An 18,046-nucleotide genomic window follows, 5' to 3' on the forward strand; every position below is an offset into this window, starting at 1 on the left:
TGGCTGCGCAGATGGCAGCAAGCGGGCTAAAGCAGTTGGGAAGCGTAACGGCAATGGCAAATCTAAGCAAATGCGGTCTAATGACCGATTTGGGTTAATGTCATACGTTGAAAAGACCTTCCGTGACATGGCAAATATACAACATATAAAGCAAACACATGTATATGCACCAACGGGAAACACTTTTGTTGTTACGATTAATACCAGACAATACAAGATTTAAACACGAGTGGTTTCTGCACTTATATTTTAGCATGTAGCAATTTCGGCTATTTTACTAAGCAATTTCGACGGTTTTACTCGGTAAAACAGCCGAAATTGCTCTCTTGTTCGTGTCTGATTAAAAACCCCAAAACAACCACACTGTAATCAAAAGTGTCACAAATGACAATGCCCGGTGTCAATGTGCGACGGAATATACTCCATGTACGTTTCTACAATATACCCACATACCTTTTTACACGTGTGGATACACCTGTAACTACTCCGACATGTCAAAAATAACAACCGATCGACGAAAGAGAGTGCATATTAAAACCAAAATCGGTCATTAGACCGCATTTGCTTAGATTTGCCATTGCCGTTACGCTTCCCAACTGCTTTAGCCCGCTTGCTGACATCTGCACAGCAATTACATTTCGATGCAGCCCGCTACGCCTTCGATTAAACAGCTGCACATCTGCTCAACAAACGAATAAAATCGGTTGAGGGTTTCTAATGACTGATTTGGGTTAAAAACGACAAGACGATTGTCTCATGAAAAATGGACACAGAAATACAATGATAAAAATGGCAAAGAAAAAGGGACGCGGCATTTGCCACGTCCCTGAATAATATCAGATGAGAAATAAATTATTTCTGAATCATCTTCTTACCGTTCTTAATAACGATACCTTTGTAATCTTTGCCAACTTGCTGACCTGAGAGGTTGAAGATACGGTTGTCTTTCTTAACAGTGTCTGTTGTCACGTTGCTTATGCCTGAAACACTTCCGGAATAATTTACAACAATGTTTGCGAAATAACCCATCCAATAGAAAGATCCTTGAGCATCAACATTGGTACCAATACAATAAACACCGCTGAAGTCTTCTTTTGTATCCTGATTGAAAGTTATAACATTGTCTGCCCAAGTACCCTTTATAGTAACATCTTTAGACCATTTATTTTCAGAGTTTACACCATATATGTGATAAAAATCTCCATAACCTTCGTCTTGCATCTTTTTAGAAGTTCTCTTCACATTCTGTTCCGTACTCATTTCGAATGTACCAGCATCTTTGTCTGCAGTAAGTTTAATTCTTAATTCTCCCACATGACCAAATACAGATATGTCTCCTTCCTCATCGTTTACATATACCGGAATATTGATTTCTGTTACATTATCTTTACCCAATACATGAAGACCTGCCATGGAACCGTTTGCTTTTCCGAATTCCGGTCTGATAGCAAAATCTAAAGCTCCGGCATATTGACCTTCGTCGATTCTCATGAACCAACCATCAAACTTTTTATCATCGTCAATTACGAGCAAGCCATCGTCATTAATTGATAACACGAAATCGTCTTGCAACAAGTTTAAGTTACCGGTTGTTTCATCGGTGAACTTAAAGCCAAAGAATCCCACTTTGCTTCCAAGATCAACGTTTCCTATTTTTATATTAGCACCATCGTTAATATACTGTGCGGGGATGGAAAGTTTGTTATTTTCGAACTTTCCGTAAACCCATAAATCCACAGTACCATTAAATTTAAAAGTAACTTTTACATTCATGTTTTCAACATTTTCAGCTTTCTCGATAAGCGTCAACTTACATGTATAAATATCAGCCTGCTCTTCGTATTCGTTTGAAATCCATGAACCGTACATGCCGGCAGCATCAATCTTGAGCATTTCGGGAGCCTTGTTTACCAAAGAACCGAAATCGATGTTCTCAGAACGTTGAATGTTTGTTGTGATGTCTTTCTCCAAGTTGATTTTTTTAAGTGCAACCTGTGCGTTTACAGAGAAAGAAGCCATGACTGTTGCAGCCAAAAGTAGTAATTTTCTCATAATTATAAAACTTAGAAATTAGTAATAAAATGTAAATATGAATATGCTTTTTATACTCTCCGGCTCCGTAATTCGAGGCCGGAGAGTTTATGGTCGATATTAATGATCGAAAGGATAGTTAACCTGCTCGGCAGACAACGTGAATACGTTGGTGGGCTCGTTAACGTCGGTGAACGTTATTATCGTAGGTTTGCGTGCATTGTCGGTGGTGAGTTTGAAGCGACGTAGTTTAGAACCTCTACCGGCCAAAGACTCGATTATCGGCTTCAACTTGTGCTTACTCATATAGTCCTTAGCCGTTTTGTTGGTAGGCTTATCATTACTATATTTGATGGAAATCTCATTACCTTCCTCGTTTGCATCGACAAAATCTAATCTGACGATACCATAGTCCGGACCTGCCCAGAAATGGAAACCGGTTTTGTTCTCGTATGTACCAACTAAAGCATTCATCAGAACGTTCTCTTTGTTGTTCAATCCGGCAGTCTTAAGTGCTTCGTGGAAATCATCCCAAAGAGGCATCTGATAAGAACCCACCTTAGAGTATGCGAAGAACCACATACCATCGCGAACCGACTCCCACAATGGAGGCACTGCCGTTTCGAGCCATACTTTCTTGTTGTCAGCAAGATAGAAACGCTCGAAAGTATCTCCCTTGGCAAAGTTTCCTATTTTAACACCACGCACCGTGGGTGTATCATACAGGATAAAACCTTCCGGGGTAACGATGAAAGGAGCCGCCACGGTTTGAAGTTCTTCCTTGTCATCGAGATACTGGAATATAAGGCTGCGATAATATTGGCGCACCACAATGTTCACAGTATCGGGGATACCCTCGCCCATGAGACGGTAAGAACGAGACGACATGTAATTGTCGGTTTCCTTAACAGACTTAAGATAGTCTTTCCATTCGAGATTGGCAGGCATCGGATACATTATTATCTTACGCCCGTGCTTACGTCCTGTAAGAACAATCTTCTCGGGAGAAGCCGACAGCACACGGAACTCAAAGTCACCATTAAATCCTTCACCGGCACTACCATAGTCATCATTCTTTGGTTTTGAGAAATAATGGAACACTTCGTTACCTCCGTCGAACGACAACAGCGTACCCATACTCTGCATTACAGTGTAAGTGGATTTCTGCCCTGCACCAACGAGATTTCCCGAATCGTCCAAGCCGGCATTGTGTGTCTTACCCACTTTCTCCGAAGCAAATGTTACATATTCAGAGTCAAACTTGCACAGCACGTTATAACCACCGTATGTCAGATTACCGTAAAACTCCATTCTCCAACCGTTGGGTGCCTCCCTAAGTATCTTCTGAACCTTTGCTATATCCTTTGCCGAACGCTCTGACGAACTTTCGGAAAAATAATTATCAACCTCGCTGGTGCAGGATGACAATGCAAGCACAGACACCAAGAGTGTTAGAAAATAATTCAACTTTTTCATTTCTTAATCAATATGTTAAAGCGTTCTTTTTAATTCTTTGACAAATCGCGCAAATCCAAAGTTCCGATCTCCGACGAACGGCGAAGAACTATGCTGCGGAATTCATCCATGTCAAGTCCCCACTGCTCTTTGAAATATTTACGCATGAGGTCGAGTTTCTTCTGCAACAGCGGAGCACCTTTCTCGCCTGCATTGGTCATAATCATATTCCATGCCTCCGGAGACATCGTAACGTATGTTGAGAAGAGTTCGGCAAAATCCTCGTTATACTCGCTTGAGCCGTAGGCTGTAACGAATCCCTCTTCCTGAACTTTTTTGTCCTTGAGGTTGATCCAGTCCTGCGAGTGGTAACTTCCGGCAGAGATTGTCTTGTATTCCGGTGAATACTCTTTCAACTGCGTGAGGATATGGCAGAACTCGTGATGTACAGTGTGGAACATCCAATGGTTGAGGTCGGCAGGCGATAAACCGGCGTCCTCGTATGGGTCGTCAACATTGATACGCGGGTTATCTATGTCGAACTCGTTAACACCGTACAGCATTATCTTCAAACCACCTTCGGCAGTACCGAGGATTACCGAACCGTTGGGGCCGTACTCGCGCGAACCGATTAACTGTATTTGTCGCGGAGAGTGCTTCTTAAGGAACTCTTCACCGAGAGCCTCGGTATATGCCTCGATCCAAATATGCTTGAACATTATTCCGAGAGCCACAGAGTGATCGTAGTTCGCCGGAACGACGTTATATATCAAGTCGGTAAGGCGGTCGTTGTAACGATACTGAAAATCGATGTTGAACGGAGTCAGATAGTTTTTTACCAACCATTTGTCGAGTTCGTTCTTCGGCTGTTCCTTGTCTCCGTCAAAGACACTCTTAGAGTCGAGCTCATCATCTCCGCAACTTGTGAGTCCGAAACTTACACATGCGAAAAGAAGCGAAGCGAATAAATATATCTTTTTCATGTTATTTCTTTATTAAAGTTATCGTGGATTCTTTGCCAAACCTGCATTTACGACATCAGACGGTATTTGTATTGCACCTCTCAAATCGCCCGGCTTGAATATGATAGGATCTTCACCGGCAACAAAGTGTGTATATGAGATACCATATCGCTTAACATCGTAGAAGCGGTAACCCTGCTGGCGCACCTCGAGACGACGCATGTGGAGGATAAGTTGCAGTACGTTCTCCTGCGTATCCGTACCCGGTGTCAATTCAAATCCCTGCGGGTTGAGAATCTTGCGGATAGAGCGGTCGCGGTTTCCATCGGGTGTAACCGGTGCATACTCAACATGCTTATAGAATGTATCTACAAGAGCCGTTGTCAGAACGGGACGTACTTTTTCTCCATTCGTACCGGCTTTCTCTCTACAGTGAGAAACAATCCACTTGTTCATGTCATCAAGTGCTTTGTCAATATTGTTCTTGAGAGCGTATGCCTCTGCACGCACGAGCAGAGTCTCGTCGGCGGTAAATGCTTGATCCATTACATGAACATAACCGATACCTGCCACCTTGTCGGTGTATTCGAAGAACTCGTACATCTTCGGGAAAATGGCACCCGACTGCGGTCCATAAAGCATATTGCTCCAATAGAGCAGAGCGTCTTCAGAACCTTGTCCCCAAGGAGCCAATGCCCAATAAGTCTCGTAACCGGCAATTGTTCCGTTGTGACCAAAACGCTCTCTGAAAACATAACGCGATGCCGAAGAGTATGTCGGCACGAGTAAGAAGTTTGCCGGCTCCGAAGCACGGTTGTAAAGGTTGTTAATCTCTACCGCACCGAGTTTCTCGTAATTGGCATAGTTGCGCAAGAAGATCTCCGGATTTGCTCCGAGAGCCTTGTCTGCATACTCAACAGCCTTGTCATAGTTCATGTAGTATAGGTTGAAACGTGCTGCGAAAGCGTATGCCGCACGAGTATTCCAATGGTACTTCGGCTTTTTGTAAATAGCATCATTCACATTTGGCAAAGCCTCTTCGATGTCCTTGTTGATAGCCTCGTAAAGTTGACGCAACGTTCCACGCTTATTTTCGGATACACCGGGAACTAACGGATAAGGAAGTCCGGGATATTTGTCTGCTTCCTGCGGATTCCATGCCATGCAGAAAACGTTTGCCAGCATAAACATTCCGTATGCACGGCAGAGTTTTGCCTCGGCAGCCTGTGCTTTCAGCGCTTCAGGTCTTTTAAACTTTGCAATAGCATCAAGAGCCTGATTTGCCACAGCCACTGCCCGGTAGTATCCGTTCCATATATAATAAGGAGAGTCGTTACCCGTAACATCTACGTCTTTGAAGCGATAAAGTTCATCGATCATAATGTCGGAAGAGTATGCCCTGCCGTTATCGCCCATGTTGTCGGAACTCGTCTCACCTATTAACGATATATTACAAGTAGGATATGCCGATACGAGCAACTGCGTAATCTTTTCCTCTGTTGTAAGTTCGGCACGGTCATCAGGCAGTTTGTCCAGATAGTCATCGCAAGAACTGAATGCCAACAATGCCGCCGCTGCTAAAAATAAATATTTGAATTTCATATTATTCGTTCTGTTATGTTAATTATATTCCAAGACGTACTGTGAATGTGAACTGACGTGCCATTGGTACTGCAACACCACCGGCATTTGTAAACTCCGGATCCTGTCCAAGGAGTTTCTTGTCGGAATAGATGAGGAATAGGTTGGTTCCCTGGAACTTCACACTTGCAGATGATAGACCGAGATGCTTAACGAAAGTCTGCGGTATATCATATCCGAGCGAGATTTCTTTCATGCGTACGAAATCGCCTTTAGCCACGCGGTTCTGCGAGTAGTTGTACGAGCCGTATGCACGCGAGAGATATGGGTCGCTACGCATCTGACGGAAGTCCGCTATTGCAGGAATGTCGGTCTTAGCCTCGTCTCCGGGTACAGTCCAACGGTTTTGAAACTCTTTCGGCATCGCGCTCAAGTCAGAGTATCCGAGACCGAATGTCGGGTCGAGACGAACTTTGTTTCCTGCAGCGTATGTGATAAACACGTTAAGTGTGAGTCCCTTGTATGTGAACACGTTTCCGAGTGATCCGGTTATTGTCGGGTCAACCGGTCCGTTGTATATCAAGTGGCTCAGATTATACGACTGGAAATCGAGAGACGAGTATCCGGTGGTACTGTTAACCAATTCTCCGTCTTGATTGATGAATGTAGGCAGACCCTTGTTGTCCAATCCACGGAAATCCATTGAGAAGAGTGCGCGGTACGGGTAACCCTTGCCTGTGAAGCCCGAGCCGCCGATCATGTCGATTACTCGTGTACGAGAGTCAAGTTTGGTAACCTCGCTGGTGTTGTGCGAGAAGATGAAATCGGTATTCCAAGTAAAATCTTTCTTAACGATGTTGCGAGAAGATATTGAGAGTTCGAAACCGCTCGATTTCATAGAAGCCACGTTTGCATACTGAATGATCGAGCCTTTGGTACCGGTTGTACGCTGCGGACCGATAAGGTCGAAGTTGTTACGCTTGTAGTAAGCCAGTTCGACGTTCAGTCTGTTGTTAAAGAAACCGAGGTCGAGACCAAGGTTGAACTCGTGCTTCTTCTCGTAGGTCAGATTCGGGTTTGCAAAATCCTCAATGTTAAGTCCCGATTCCTTGTCATCGCTGAACGGACGCCACGGGTTGTAACTTGCAATGATAACAGCGGCGTTAGTGATTGCAGGTTTGTCTCCGGTGAGCGAGTAACTGGTCTTGAGGGTCGCATGTGTGAGATACGGGTTGAGTTTCTCGAACCATGGCTCCTCGTGAACGTTCCATGCACCAGACATGTTCCAAGTTGGCAGCCAGCGTGCGCTGCGAGCCTTACCAAGACGGTTGCTACCCTCGTAACGTACTGTTCCGTTTACGGTGTAACGTCCCTTCCAAGAGTATGTTGTTGTTCCGAAGAACGATACCTCGCGGCTGTAACCGTTGTTGAGCGAGTAGTAGATGGAGTTCTCTTCGGATGCCTGCTTGAAGAACTTGTAATTGTAACTTCCGAGGCGACCCATATCAAACTGCATACCCACACCATTGAAATACGAGCGGCTGCGCTTAACGTCGTTAACCTCCATACCTCCGTAAACGTTCAAGATGTGACGATCGTTGAACACATCGTTGTAAGAAGCCGTTGCACGGAAATCCCAACTGTTCATTCTATATTTCGTCTCGCGATAAAAACCTCCGCTGGGCAGTACGCTTTCCGGAAGAGTATTGGGGATGTCCGGGTCGGTATAGAGCCACGGGTTGGCATCGCGCATCGTTGCATCGTCCATCATACGGAATGCTATTGCTTGGTTACTATTTTCCGTGATACTGTGGCTCTGCGTTGTCGTAGAAATTTTGTAAGCGCCGAGCAAACTGAGTTCAACCTTTGTAATGGGTTTGTATTTCAACTCTGCTTGGAATTTCATGTCGATAACGTCATAGTTCATGAAGTTGTTGTCCAACTCGTGGAAGATGTTGAACGGTGCGAAACTACGAACATAGAACTCGTTCGGGTCGAGTGTACGAGAAGAATTGAGCGAATAAGAATACGGGTTGATGTCGAAGTCACGCGACACTGCACCGTTCACTGCGTCGGTGGCACGGTTGGTGGTACCCGGCGACTGCTGCTTACGATAACTTGCGTTGCCAATCATGTTCAGTGCAACCCTCTTGTTCAGGTTGTAGTTGGCATTGATGTTTGCCGTGTAACGCTGAACGCGGCTCTTCTTTGTCCACCCCGGGTCATCAAGCAAAGAGAACGATGTATAATACTGAGCCTTATCGGTACCGCTGCTCATGCTTATCGAGTGGTTCATCTGAATAGAGTTTGAGAACAATTGGTCGAACCAGTCTGTGTTCTGGTACTCTGCCTTGCGCAGATATGCTGCCATTGCCTCGGGAGTATTTGCAAGCAGGAACTGCCCCGTTGCCGGATCGTAAGTATTCATCAAATGATACATCTTTCCGAACACACCGCTGTTAGATGCACGGTATGCATTTGCAAAAGAGAAGAAACCGTCTTTCATCATCTCACGATAAACAGACATCTGCTCCTGCGAGTTCATTATGTTGAACTGTGAATAATTCGGCTTAAGACGCATTGTGTATTCACCTGTGTAAGAAATACGAGACGAACCCGCTTTACCACGTTTCGTAGTAACAACAATCACACCTGCCATTGCACGTGCACCGTAAATAGATGTCGCCGAACCGTCTTTCAAGATGTCGAAACTGGCGATGTCGTCAGCATTCAGACCTGCGATTGCGTTAGAGATAACCGTTGCGGCATCACCGGAAGAAAGGGCATCGGCGTCTACCTCCGTAACGTCTTCCATGATCACACCGTCAACAACCCAAAGCGGCTTCGAAGAACCGTAGATAGAAGTTGCACCACGAACGCGGATTTTCGGTGCGGTACCGAACGTACCTGACACGTTCTGCACGCTGACACCGGCTGCACGGCCTTCGAGCGAGCGCGAGATGTCCGACACGCCGTCAATCTTCGCTTTCTCGGCATCGACCTTCGTTGCGGCACCGGTGAACAAACGCTTGTCCATCTTCTGCATACCGGTTATCACAATTTCTCCGATTTGCTGAGCTTTGTCGGGGTTAAGCGTAATCTTCATGTTGCTGGTACCTTTGAGTGTCACCGTTTGCATGCCGATAAAGCTAACTACGATTTGAGGGTTACTAACTTGAGTGGTAATCGAGAAATTACCATCAAAATCGGTTGTCGTACCAACTTGAGTGCCTTTCACTATTACAGAAGCACCAATCAGTGGTTCGCCATCTTCCGATGAAGTGACTGTACCGGAAACAACCGTTTGCGCTTTCGCCATTCCCAAGAAGAATGACAAGCTGACCAAAATCATACAAAGTCTTAATTTCATAAAAAGTTGACTTTTCAGTGTTTTTTAATTAATAAAATAATTTTTTTTACGTTCCGATTGCAAATTTAAGTTTTTTTTCCCTCATAAACAAAATAAATATAACAAAAATGTTTCAGAACGCCTTATTTTTAACAAAGACACATTATTATATATGTTTCCGACCTACATTTTTGAGTTTTACAAAAACGATAAAGGAAGACTTCATCATCATCGTGGGAATAGTTCGACAATTTTGCGATGTCATTCACAGTGAAATCGTTGCCAAATAAAATTGTTTCGTTTTTCACAATCTTTCTGTTTTTTATTTCTCCACAGCAAAATTATAATGATTGCCGTTACAATAAGTCCGAAACATCGACGTTTAAAAATTTTAAAGAACGATAAGAAATGCTTGAAAAATACCATACCGAAGGTGTAATGGAGGCAGGTTGCGACGAAGCGGGGCGCGGCTGTCTTGCCGGAAGCGTGTATGCCGCGGCAGTAATTCTGCCACCCGACTACCATAACGACGAATTAAATGACTCGAAACAACTGACCGACCTGAAGCGCAAACGGCTGCGCGACATAATCGAACGCGATGCCGTGGCATGGGCGGTGGGCATCGTCACTCCGGAAGAGATAGACAAGATAAACATTCTCAACGCATCGATACTTGCCATGCAACGCGCACTCGACAAGTTAACGGTGCGCCCCGAAGCGATAATAGTAGATGGAAACCGCTTCAAACCATACCGCGACATTCCGCACACCTGCATAGTAAAGGGCGATGCAAAATTCCTTTCCATCGCAGCAGCCAGCATCTTGGCAAAGACATACCGCGACGACTACATGGACGGTCTTGCCGAAGAATATCCGCAATATGGCTGGAAGAAGAACAAGGGCTACCCCACAAAAAAACACCGGGAAGCGATCATGTCGCACGGAGTAACGCCTTATCACCGCAAGAGTTACAAACTTTTTTAGAAACTCCGAACACTCGGGAGATTCATAACAGTCAGAGAGTCAGAGGCAATCTTAAAAAACATGCGTCACGACAAACTCGAACGAGAACTCGGTCTGCTATTGTTGTTGGCAGAAAACCGCGGCTACACATTGGAGCAAATATGCGAAAGAATGGAGATGGGACATAGAAATTTCTACTACTATCTCGAGTTTTTCCGCAACTGCGGCTTCATCGTGGAGAAGCGGAACGGAATATACAGCATCGACCGCCAATCACCATTTTTCATGCGACTGCAAGAGCGCATCGACTTTACCGAGGACGAAGTGCTGACCATGAGGCGACTGCTTGAAGCCTCGACCAAACATGATGCCGTGGCAACCAACCTGATGAAGAAACTCGACCGCTTTTACGACTTTAACATACTTGCCGACAACCAACTGCGCGAAAACGTGGCACACAACGTGTCGGCTCTTTACAAGGCGATAAAATTCAAACGTATGGCGGTGCTGCACAATTACCATTCGCCGCACAGCCGAACCGAGAAAGATCGCCTCGTGGAGCCATTCACGTTGCTGAACAACAACAACGAAGTAAGATGTTACGAGCCGGAGTCGCAGATGAACAAGACTTTCAAAGTATCGAGGATTGGCGAGGTGGAGATACTCGACGATGGATGGCTCAACGAGAAACGACACAGAACGGTGCACACCGACATATTCATGTTCTCCGACGAGGAGCAAAAAACGGTGGAGATGCTCCTCGGTTCGCTGTCGTACAACATAATAATAGAAGAATATTCCGGTGCATCCGCATATATCGAAAAAGCATCCGGACAACAATGGCTGCTGTGTCTGCCCGTATGCAGTTACACCGGCATCGGTCGTTTCGTCCTCGGATTGTACGACGACATCGAAGTGAAGGGCGACGACGGTTTCAAAGAATATCTGCATAAGAAAATTGCAAAAATGCAGTCGTACTGACGAGAGACGAACAACAAAAAAGGTCTCGCCAAAAAGACGAGCCCCGGTTAACATTCTTTTCTTATGGTGCAGACAACGGCGGACATGCCATGTGTACACTTTTCACGTTGCAAACCTTAATACTCTCTTCCTTTTTCTCAAACGAACGAATTTGTTTTTAGTTTGAAAAGCCAATGCAGTCGCGACCAAACACTATTTGTATATGAGCGTTGTCATCTTGTCGGGTGCAAAAATTTCCGCCGCCACCTGCCTTATGTCTTCCGGTGTAATTTCATCGATGCGGCGGAAAGTCTCTTCGAGGTCGCGTCCGCTGCCGTAATGGAGGAAACTCTTCCCAAAACTCAACGCAAAGTTCTCGCGATTGTCCGAAGCCACTCCGAGTTGACCCTTCAACTGTCTTTTTGCGGCAGCCAACTGCACCTTCGACAGCGGTTTTGACACGAAACAGGCAAGTTCTCGCCTCACTATGCCGAGACATTTATCCACGTCGGCGGAGTCGCAGCCGAAATACGAACACCACATTCCGGTGTCACCATACGCCACCATCGAACTTTCCACGCCATACACCAATCCCCGCCGTTCTCGCAGCGCGATGTTCAGACGAGTGTTCATGCCCGGTCCTCCTATCATGTTGTTCATAAGATACAGCGTCCATCGCCGCGGGTCGTTGACAGAATATGCACGGTTGCCCGTCATAACGTGTGCCTGATGAGTGTTGAGATGCCTGCACACTTTTCTCTCTCCGCCGCAATCAAGGTTCATCTCCTCGACGGTTCGCGCAGAAACGCCCGTTCTGTCTCCCGTTTCCATGCCATTTACGGGTTGCGAAACATTTTCTTTCCGGCACGAGCCACGAACCGGAATCTCGTCCAACACGGCTTTCATCTTCTTGGTAAGTCCGTCTCCTCCATACACAAACAACACCGCATTGCCCGGAGTATAATACTTTCCTGCAAAACGCAGCGCATCGTCGGTGGTGAAACGGCGCACACTTTCCGTCGTTCCGAGAATGTTGTGCCCGAGCGGATGCCCGCAGAAGAGCAGATTCTCAAAATCATCATAAATGAGTTCTGCCGGCAAATCGTTGTAACTCTCTATCTCGTCACATATCACTTCCACCTCCTTGTCAATCTCCGACTGGGGGTATGTACTGTGAAAAACCATGTCGGTGAGCAGATCGACGGCTTTCGGCAAGTGCTCTCGCAGCACGGCGGCATAATATACCGTATCTTCTTTGTTGGTAAATGCGTTGATGTCTCCTCCCACACGCTCCAATTCGTTTATTATCTTTATCGAGTTTCTGCGTTCGGTGCCTTTGAACGTCACATGCTCGCAGAAATGTGCCAATCCTTCCTCTCCACTCTCCTCGTGGCGCGTTCCGGCCGCTATTTGATAGCCGCAGTAAACCACTTCCGAGTCCGACGGGAGGTGGATTATCCGCAACCCGTTGTCCAATGTATAGGTATTATAACTCATTACGGGCACAAAAATACTTCTTTTTTTTCATTAGTACTATTTTTTTTGTAATTTTGTAGGCTGAAAGTTAAAACCAAACATGTATGAAGGAAATAAAAAGCAATATCTATTATGTGGGAGTTAACGACCGCAACAAGAACCTTTTCGAAGGATTATGGCCGCTACCCGACGGTGTGAGTTACAACTCTTACCTGATAGACGACGAAAAGGTGTGCCTCATAGACACGGTAGAAGTTGGTTTCTTCACACAGTACATAGAGAACATACGCGAGATATTGGGAGACAGAAAGATTGACTATCTCGTAATAAACCACATGGAACCCGACCACAGCGGGTCGATGGCATTGATAAAAAAACACTACCCGGAAGCGAAGGTGGTGGGAAACAAGAAAACATTCGGAATGCTGGCGGGCTTCTACGGAATAAAAGGAGGAAACGACATAGAAGTGAACAACGGCGACACAATAGACCTCGGCAAACATCAACTCAAGTTCGTGCTGACACCGATGGTACACTGGCCGGAAACGATGGTAACGCTTTGCACCGAGAAACGCTCTTCTGCCGCCGGAGCGGAGACACTGCCGGAACAACACGCGGAGAGTACTCCTTCCACACTTTTCAGCGGCGATGCTTTCGGGTGCTTCGGAGCATTGAACGGAGGTGTCATAGACTCGGAGATAAACTGCGACTCGGCATGGCTCGAAATGGTGCGATATTACAGTAACATTGTGGGGAAATACGGAGTGCCGGTGCAAGGTACGCTGAAAAAACTCGCAGGCGTCGACATAGACTATATATGCTCCACACACGGTCCCGTGTGGCACCAATACAAAGAGCGGGTAATTAAGGAGTATGACAGAATGAGCCGTTACGAGACAGACGAGGGCATTGTGATATGCTACGGCACAATGTACGGAAACACCGAACGCATGGCAGAGCACATCGCAGCGGCAGCCTCAAAAGCCGGAGTGAAAGACATTGTGATGTACAACGTGTCGAAAACGCACCACTCGTACATACTGCGAGACATTTTCCGCTACCGGGGACTCATCGTGGGGGCACCTACTTACAACACCGCACTCTATCACGAGATGGACGTACTGCTCTCCGAAATAGCGGGAAAAGACATAAAAAACCATCTCATCGGGTGGTTCGGCTCGCACGGATGGGCGTCGAAAGCCGTGGAGAAAATACGTGAATGGAACGAGAACGCACTGAAATTCGAACCGGTGGGGACACCCGTGGATATGAAGCAGGCCATGACACCGGATATTAAACAGCAGTGTGAGGCTCTCGGAAAGGCAATGGCAGAACGACTGATTGCCGACAGGAAATAAGGAGTGACACGAAAAACAGTGTCCCGTTGACCGTATTCATGTTTCAGTATCAAGCGTGAATAACTGTCAACGGGACACTTGCGTTTATACGGAAAACCGATTGTCTAAACACCTGCATGTGCATAATTCCTGATAATCTGTTTCCTCTTGAACCCAAATCGGTCATTAGAACCCTCAACCGATTTTGTTCGATTGTTAAGCAGATGTGCGGCAGTTTCATCGAAGGAGTGGCGGGCTGCGTCGAGATGTAATGGCTGCGCAGATGGCAGCAAGCGGGCTAAAGCAGTCGGGAAGCGTAACGGCAATGGCAAATATAAGCAAATGCGGTCTAATGACAGATTCGGGTTGAAAAGCAAAATCGGCGAATTTGAAGAGCAATTTCGCCGGTTTTGGAAAACAAATTCGCCTGTTTTACTTTGCAAAACCGGCTGTTTTGTGTGCTCGGAGTACCGATGACAAATATTTGTTCAAACTTAATTATCGATTGAATCGTTTCTTTCCGTTCCGTATCACGATACCTTTCGCATCGGGGTTGACGCGCTGCCCGGCGATGTTGTATGCCGGAGTGCCGTCTGGCGCGGTCTCTGCGGAAACGTCTTTTATGGAATTCACATTCTCCGTTCCCACGAGCATCACGTCGAACCATTCGCTTATTTCTCCCATGTCGTTCGACACCAGTCCTTCGGGGACAACGAGATAGTATTTCACACCTGCCTCGGCGGAGAAAGTAGCGGGTTTCCCGGTTTTGTCGAGACCCATTATTACGATATTGCCGCCATCATGCTTTGCCGTCCATCCGCCTTCGGCGTAAATCTGCGACGTACTCCAGTTGCTACCCTTGCGGAGATGTATGTCGGGATTGGAGTCTTTCAGAGTGACACGGCTGCCGAAATTGATGACAAATTCCATCACGTTCCCGTCGGCATATAGTTCGCCACCGCTTCCGGAAGTTGTGCTTACGGGGCGTAAAGTGCCTTTGTCGCCCTCGACAATATTCATGTATTCGGCATATCCGCCTTTCTCGTAAGATGCCTTTGCACCCTTGGGCACGGTAATGGTGAGCGACGACGGCGACATGTTGTAGAACGGGTGGTCGTAATCTTCGTAAGTATCCATTATCTCCGGTGCCACCGCCGAGCGGCACATAATGTTTTTCAGGGCGGTGCAACCGCTGAAAGCACGGTTGTATATCTGTTTGACACACGATGGCATGACAACGCTCGTGAGCGACTTGCAGCCGTAGAACTGTGCATCGTTTATGTACGGCACGTTCTCGGGGAGGGTCACTTCGGTGAGTTTCGTCTCGGCAAAAGCCTGCTCGTCGATGAACACGAGCGATTTGGGGAAGTTGACAGAGCGTAGTTGAGAGTTCTCGAACGCGCCGAAACCTATGCCGAGAAGACCTTCGGGCAGTGTTATCTCCTCAATGTCAGAGTCCCAGAATGCGCCGCCGTTGATACCCAGTGTTCCCGGTTCGACGACGAGTGTTTTTATACCTTTTATCGGAGCAAGAAAGAGTTTGGTCTTTTCCTTGTCATAGACAATCTCGCCCACCTTCACAAAGTTTTTGCATCCCTTGTCAACAGTTATGCTGTTTACAACCGTTCCGCCAATCACGCTCTCGCCCAAGGTAACAAGTTCTCTCGGGACATTTATCGACTCGAGTGCGGCGTTGTTTAGAAAGGCTTCGTTGCCGATATACTCCACCGTCGATGGCAGAGCCACGTTTTTAAGCACATTGTTGGTGTTGTATGCGTATGTTCCCGATGTGAAAGCCCCCTTGCCGATGTATTTCAGGCCTTCGCCGAGTGTGAGGGTTTGCAGTTTGGGACTGAAAAGGAACGCGCTGTTTGCTATGGTGTCCACCGAAGCCGGTATGACGAGGTTCTCGATGCCGTTGGCATAGAACGCCGCCTCGCCGATGTATTCCAACCCTTCGCTCAGACTGAGTGTCTTGAGGAAGAACTTGGACGACGAGCCGGAGAATGCTCTTTTCCCTATTCGCTTTACCGACGAAGGTATTGTCACTTCCGTCGCCCCTCCCGAATAAGATGCCGAGAAAGCGTTGTCGCCCACCGATGTAACGGTGTACGACATCGTTCCGTCGCTTGCATTTTTCGGAATGGTTATCGTTGTCAACGAAACATTGTCGGCAAAACCTTTTATTTCCACCGTAGTTTCGCTCGTTGTAACAAACTTGAAGTTGCCGTCGGTAAATTCTTTTACATTCTGGGCCTGCACGCTTGTTACCGTAAGCGTTAATAATAACAATAATAAATTTCTCATTTCTGTTGCTTTAAAATAACTTTCATTTCCTTACACAGCGTACACTGTGACCGAAAGTGTAATCGTGACCGCTGTCTTGATAAAGTACAAGATTGGCTGCCTTGTTGTTAAGACGTGCCATGCAGATGGAGTTTGTCTTAGTAAGCGGGTCGTAAACCACTTTGTTGCTCCAGAAGTAAGCATCTATCCCGTCGTGCGAGTCGCCCGTTGCCGACGAGAAATATCCTCCCGGCAGTGCCGAAAATCCCGTGAGATTGGTGCCTTCGCCATTGTCCGTCCACGACAGGGGCGTACTGTCTTTGTATATCGTTGCACTTATACCGGCGTATTTCTTCATTTTCTTCCATTGTTCCATTGAAGGCACTTCCCAGCCCTCGGGAGCCAGTCCCTTATCGCTCAACACGGCATAACCATTGTACAATCTGCCGTACAGCGGTACCGAGTTTTCTTCGTTGTCGGCATATACATGGCATGCTCCGGTGGTGTTGGCATTCCATTCGGCAACAGCGGTAAAAGCAATCTGTGGCATTTCGCTGCCATCGGCAAAGCGTTTCGTCTTTAAGTTCTCCGCCATCCAGTATTGTGTGCCTATCTTCACAATTTTGTACTCGTTCGTTTCGGTGCCGCGCACGTCCTTGAGGAGTTCCGGCTTTACCGTTGCAGCCCCCGTAACCTCTGCCGGCATCTCCGCAGACAATCCGTCGTTGCTGATGTAGAGTGTTGCGAGCGATGCCGTTCCGGCAGTGTGGCTCACGGTGTTTGCCGTTTCGTTCCATACCACCGTACCTCCGTCGGTTGCCGATATGCCTTTGGAAAGGTCCACCTTGCGTGTCGCCCTGTCAACCGGATATACCACAACCATCTGTTTCTTTGTCGGCCTTATGTATTCGAGACATATCTCGGCTATTTTCTCTTTGCCCTGCATTACATTCATCACATAACTTTCATCTAACTTACCGGGTATTGCAATGCTCAGCGTTCCTTCTATGTCAAGCATGTCAGAAGGTTCGTCTCCTTCCTTTATAAAATTCACGAAATCGATGTCTTCTGTCATAAAAGAATGCTTGGTGCCGTCTTTCATGTTAAGTATCATACGTCTTTTTTCCGTCTGTCCCCACGCAACCGCCATGAGCGCGAGAAGCAATAATGTGGTAATGTTTCTTTTCATAATATCTATAATTTAATTTGGTTTCAAAAAAGAATCTTTCTTAGGATTACGGATTGCAAAAATAAATAATTTATTTCACAAGACAATATTTTTTAACTAAAACTTATATAATTGTTTTCCGGCAAGCAGGTGTTAAAAATCAATCAACTGTATATTTACGTTTGTTTTTCAATCAGTGACTTGCATGAAAAAAGGATTGGGGCGGACTACAAGACAGATTGTTGCCGGCATAATGACAAAAAAGAACATAATTTGCAACCATTCAACATTCAAATGTCAATCCTTTAAACGTATGCAGCAAAGCATTCATCGCAGTGTCTGTGTTTAACAAACATGATTTTTGCATGTCGGCATGCCCGGCAATATATGATTGATGCAAAAATATTGAAAATTTCCTTTGCAAATACCTTAAAATTCATAATAAAGGAGTACTTTTGCAACGTCAAAGTTAAAAGTA

General features: G+C 46.2%; 12 protein-coding genes. 3 read left to right on the forward strand and 9 right to left on the reverse strand.

What is annotated here, in order from left to right:
- Positions 1–852 precede the first annotated feature (852 nt).
- The 5 genes from EII32_RS05070 to EII32_RS05090 form a co-directional block, all read right to left on the reverse strand.
- On the reverse strand, positions 853–1,971 hold the full coding sequence (locus tag EII32_RS05070; protein ID WP_125234362.1) for a hypothetical protein: 1,119 nt from the start codon (positions 1,969–1,971) through the stop codon (positions 853–855).
- A gap of 180 nt (positions 1,972–2,151) precedes the next feature.
- Complete coding sequence (locus tag EII32_RS05075) at positions 2,152–3,507, reverse strand: DUF4302 domain-containing protein (protein ID WP_125234363.1); 1,356 nt, start codon at positions 3,505–3,507, stop codon at positions 2,152–2,154.
- Between the two features lie 29 nt (positions 3,508–3,536).
- Complete coding sequence (locus EII32_RS05080; RefSeq protein ID WP_125234364.1) at positions 3,537–4,469, reverse strand: putative zinc-binding metallopeptidase; 933 nt, start codon at positions 4,467–4,469, stop codon at positions 3,537–3,539.
- A gap of 18 nt (positions 4,470–4,487) precedes the next feature.
- A complete protein-coding gene (locus tag EII32_RS05085) occupies positions 4,488–6,050 on the reverse strand; it encodes a RagB/SusD family nutrient uptake outer membrane protein (protein WP_125234365.1) in 1,563 nt (520 codons plus the stop codon).
- Positions 6,051–6,072: 22 nt separating this feature from the next.
- Complete coding sequence (locus tag EII32_RS05090; RefSeq protein ID WP_125234366.1) at positions 6,073–9,399, reverse strand: SusC/RagA family TonB-linked outer membrane protein; 3,327 nt, start codon at positions 9,397–9,399, stop codon at positions 6,073–6,075.
- A gap of 387 nt (positions 9,400–9,786) precedes the next feature.
- Between EII32_RS05090 and EII32_RS05095 the strand changes: the two genes are divergently transcribed.
- Both EII32_RS05095 and EII32_RS05100 read left to right on the forward strand, forming a co-directional pair.
- Positions 9,787–10,362 carry a ribonuclease HII gene (locus tag EII32_RS05095; protein ID WP_125234367.1) on the forward strand — a complete coding sequence of 192 codons (576 nt, stop codon included), beginning with the start codon at positions 9,787–9,789 and terminating at the stop codon, positions 10,360–10,362.
- 60 nt (positions 10,363–10,422) lie between these two features.
- A complete protein-coding gene (locus EII32_RS05100) occupies positions 10,423–11,322 on the forward strand; it encodes a helix-turn-helix transcriptional regulator (protein ID WP_125234368.1) in 900 nt (299 codons plus the stop codon).
- Positions 11,323–11,514: 192 nt separating this feature from the next.
- On the opposite strand, the gene EII32_RS05105 is transcribed toward EII32_RS05100, so the two are convergent.
- Positions 11,515–12,798: a M16 family metallopeptidase gene (locus EII32_RS05105; protein ID WP_125234423.1), complete on the reverse strand. Its 1,284-nt coding sequence runs from the start codon at positions 12,796–12,798 to the stop codon at positions 11,515–11,517.
- A gap of 83 nt (positions 12,799–12,881) precedes the next feature.
- On the opposite strand from EII32_RS05105, the gene EII32_RS05110 reads away from it, so the two are divergent.
- A complete protein-coding gene (locus EII32_RS05110; protein WP_125234369.1) occupies positions 12,882–14,135 on the forward strand; it encodes an FprA family A-type flavoprotein in 1,254 nt (417 codons plus the stop codon).
- 104 nt (positions 14,136–14,239) lie between these two features.
- On the opposite strand, the gene EII32_RS05115 is transcribed toward EII32_RS05110, so the two are convergent.
- From EII32_RS05115 to EII32_RS05125, 3 genes are all read right to left on the reverse strand, one after another.
- Positions 14,240–14,446 (reverse strand): hypothetical protein, encoded by a 207-nt coding sequence (locus EII32_RS05115; protein ID WP_125234370.1) that lies wholly within the window; start codon positions 14,444–14,446, stop codon positions 14,240–14,242.
- A 166-nt stretch (positions 14,447–14,612) separates the two neighbouring features.
- On the reverse strand, positions 14,613–16,421 hold the full coding sequence (locus tag EII32_RS05120; protein ID WP_125234371.1) for a leucine-rich repeat domain-containing protein: 1,809 nt from the start codon (positions 16,419–16,421) through the stop codon (positions 14,613–14,615).
- Between the two features lie 22 nt (positions 16,422–16,443).
- On the reverse strand, positions 16,444–17,589 hold the full coding sequence (locus EII32_RS05125) for a fibrobacter succinogenes major paralogous domain-containing protein (RefSeq protein ID WP_125234372.1): 1,146 nt from the start codon (positions 17,587–17,589) through the stop codon (positions 16,444–16,446).
- Positions 17,590–18,046: the final 457 nt, after the last annotated feature.

Origin of the sequence: Prevotella sp. OH937_COT-195 (genome assembly GCF_003932845.1) — a bacterium.
GTDB lineage: Bacteria > Bacteroidota > Bacteroidia > Bacteroidales > Bacteroidaceae > Prevotella.

Bases quoted from the DNA above. Each gene is read 5' to 3' on its own strand.
- EII32_RS05075 (WP_125234363.1), bottom strand. From the start codon at position 3,507: ATGAAAAAGTTGAATTATTTTCTAACACTCTTGGTGTCTGTGCTTGCA.
- EII32_RS05090 (WP_125234366.1), bottom strand. From the start codon at position 9,399: ATGAAATTAAGACTTTGTATGATTTTGGTCAGCTTGTCATTCTTCTTG.
- EII32_RS05080 (WP_125234364.1), bottom strand. From the start codon at position 4,469: ATGAAAAAGATATATTTATTCGCTTCGCTTCTTTTCGCATGTGTAAGT.
- EII32_RS05110 (WP_125234369.1), top strand. From the start codon at position 12,882: ATGAAGGAAATAAAAAGCAATATCTATTATGTGGGAGTTAACGACCGC.
- EII32_RS05120 (WP_125234371.1), bottom strand. From the start codon at position 16,421: ATGAGAAATTTATTATTGTTATTATTAACGCTTACGGTAACAAGCGTG.
- EII32_RS05085 (WP_125234365.1), bottom strand. From the start codon at position 6,050: ATGAAATTCAAATATTTATTTTTAGCAGCGGCGGCATTGTTGGCATTC.
- EII32_RS05100 (WP_125234368.1), top strand. From the start codon at position 10,423: ATGCGTCACGACAAACTCGAACGAGAACTCGGTCTGCTATTGTTGTTG.
- EII32_RS05095 (WP_125234367.1), top strand. From the start codon at position 9,787: ATGCTTGAAAAATACCATACCGAAGGTGTAATGGAGGCAGGTTGCGAC.
- EII32_RS05125 (WP_125234372.1), bottom strand. From the start codon at position 17,589: ATGAAAAGAAACATTACCACATTATTGCTTCTCGCGCTCATGGCGGTT.
- EII32_RS05105 (WP_125234423.1), bottom strand. From the start codon at position 12,798: ATGAGTTATAATACCTATACATTGGACAACGGGTTGCGGATAATCCAC.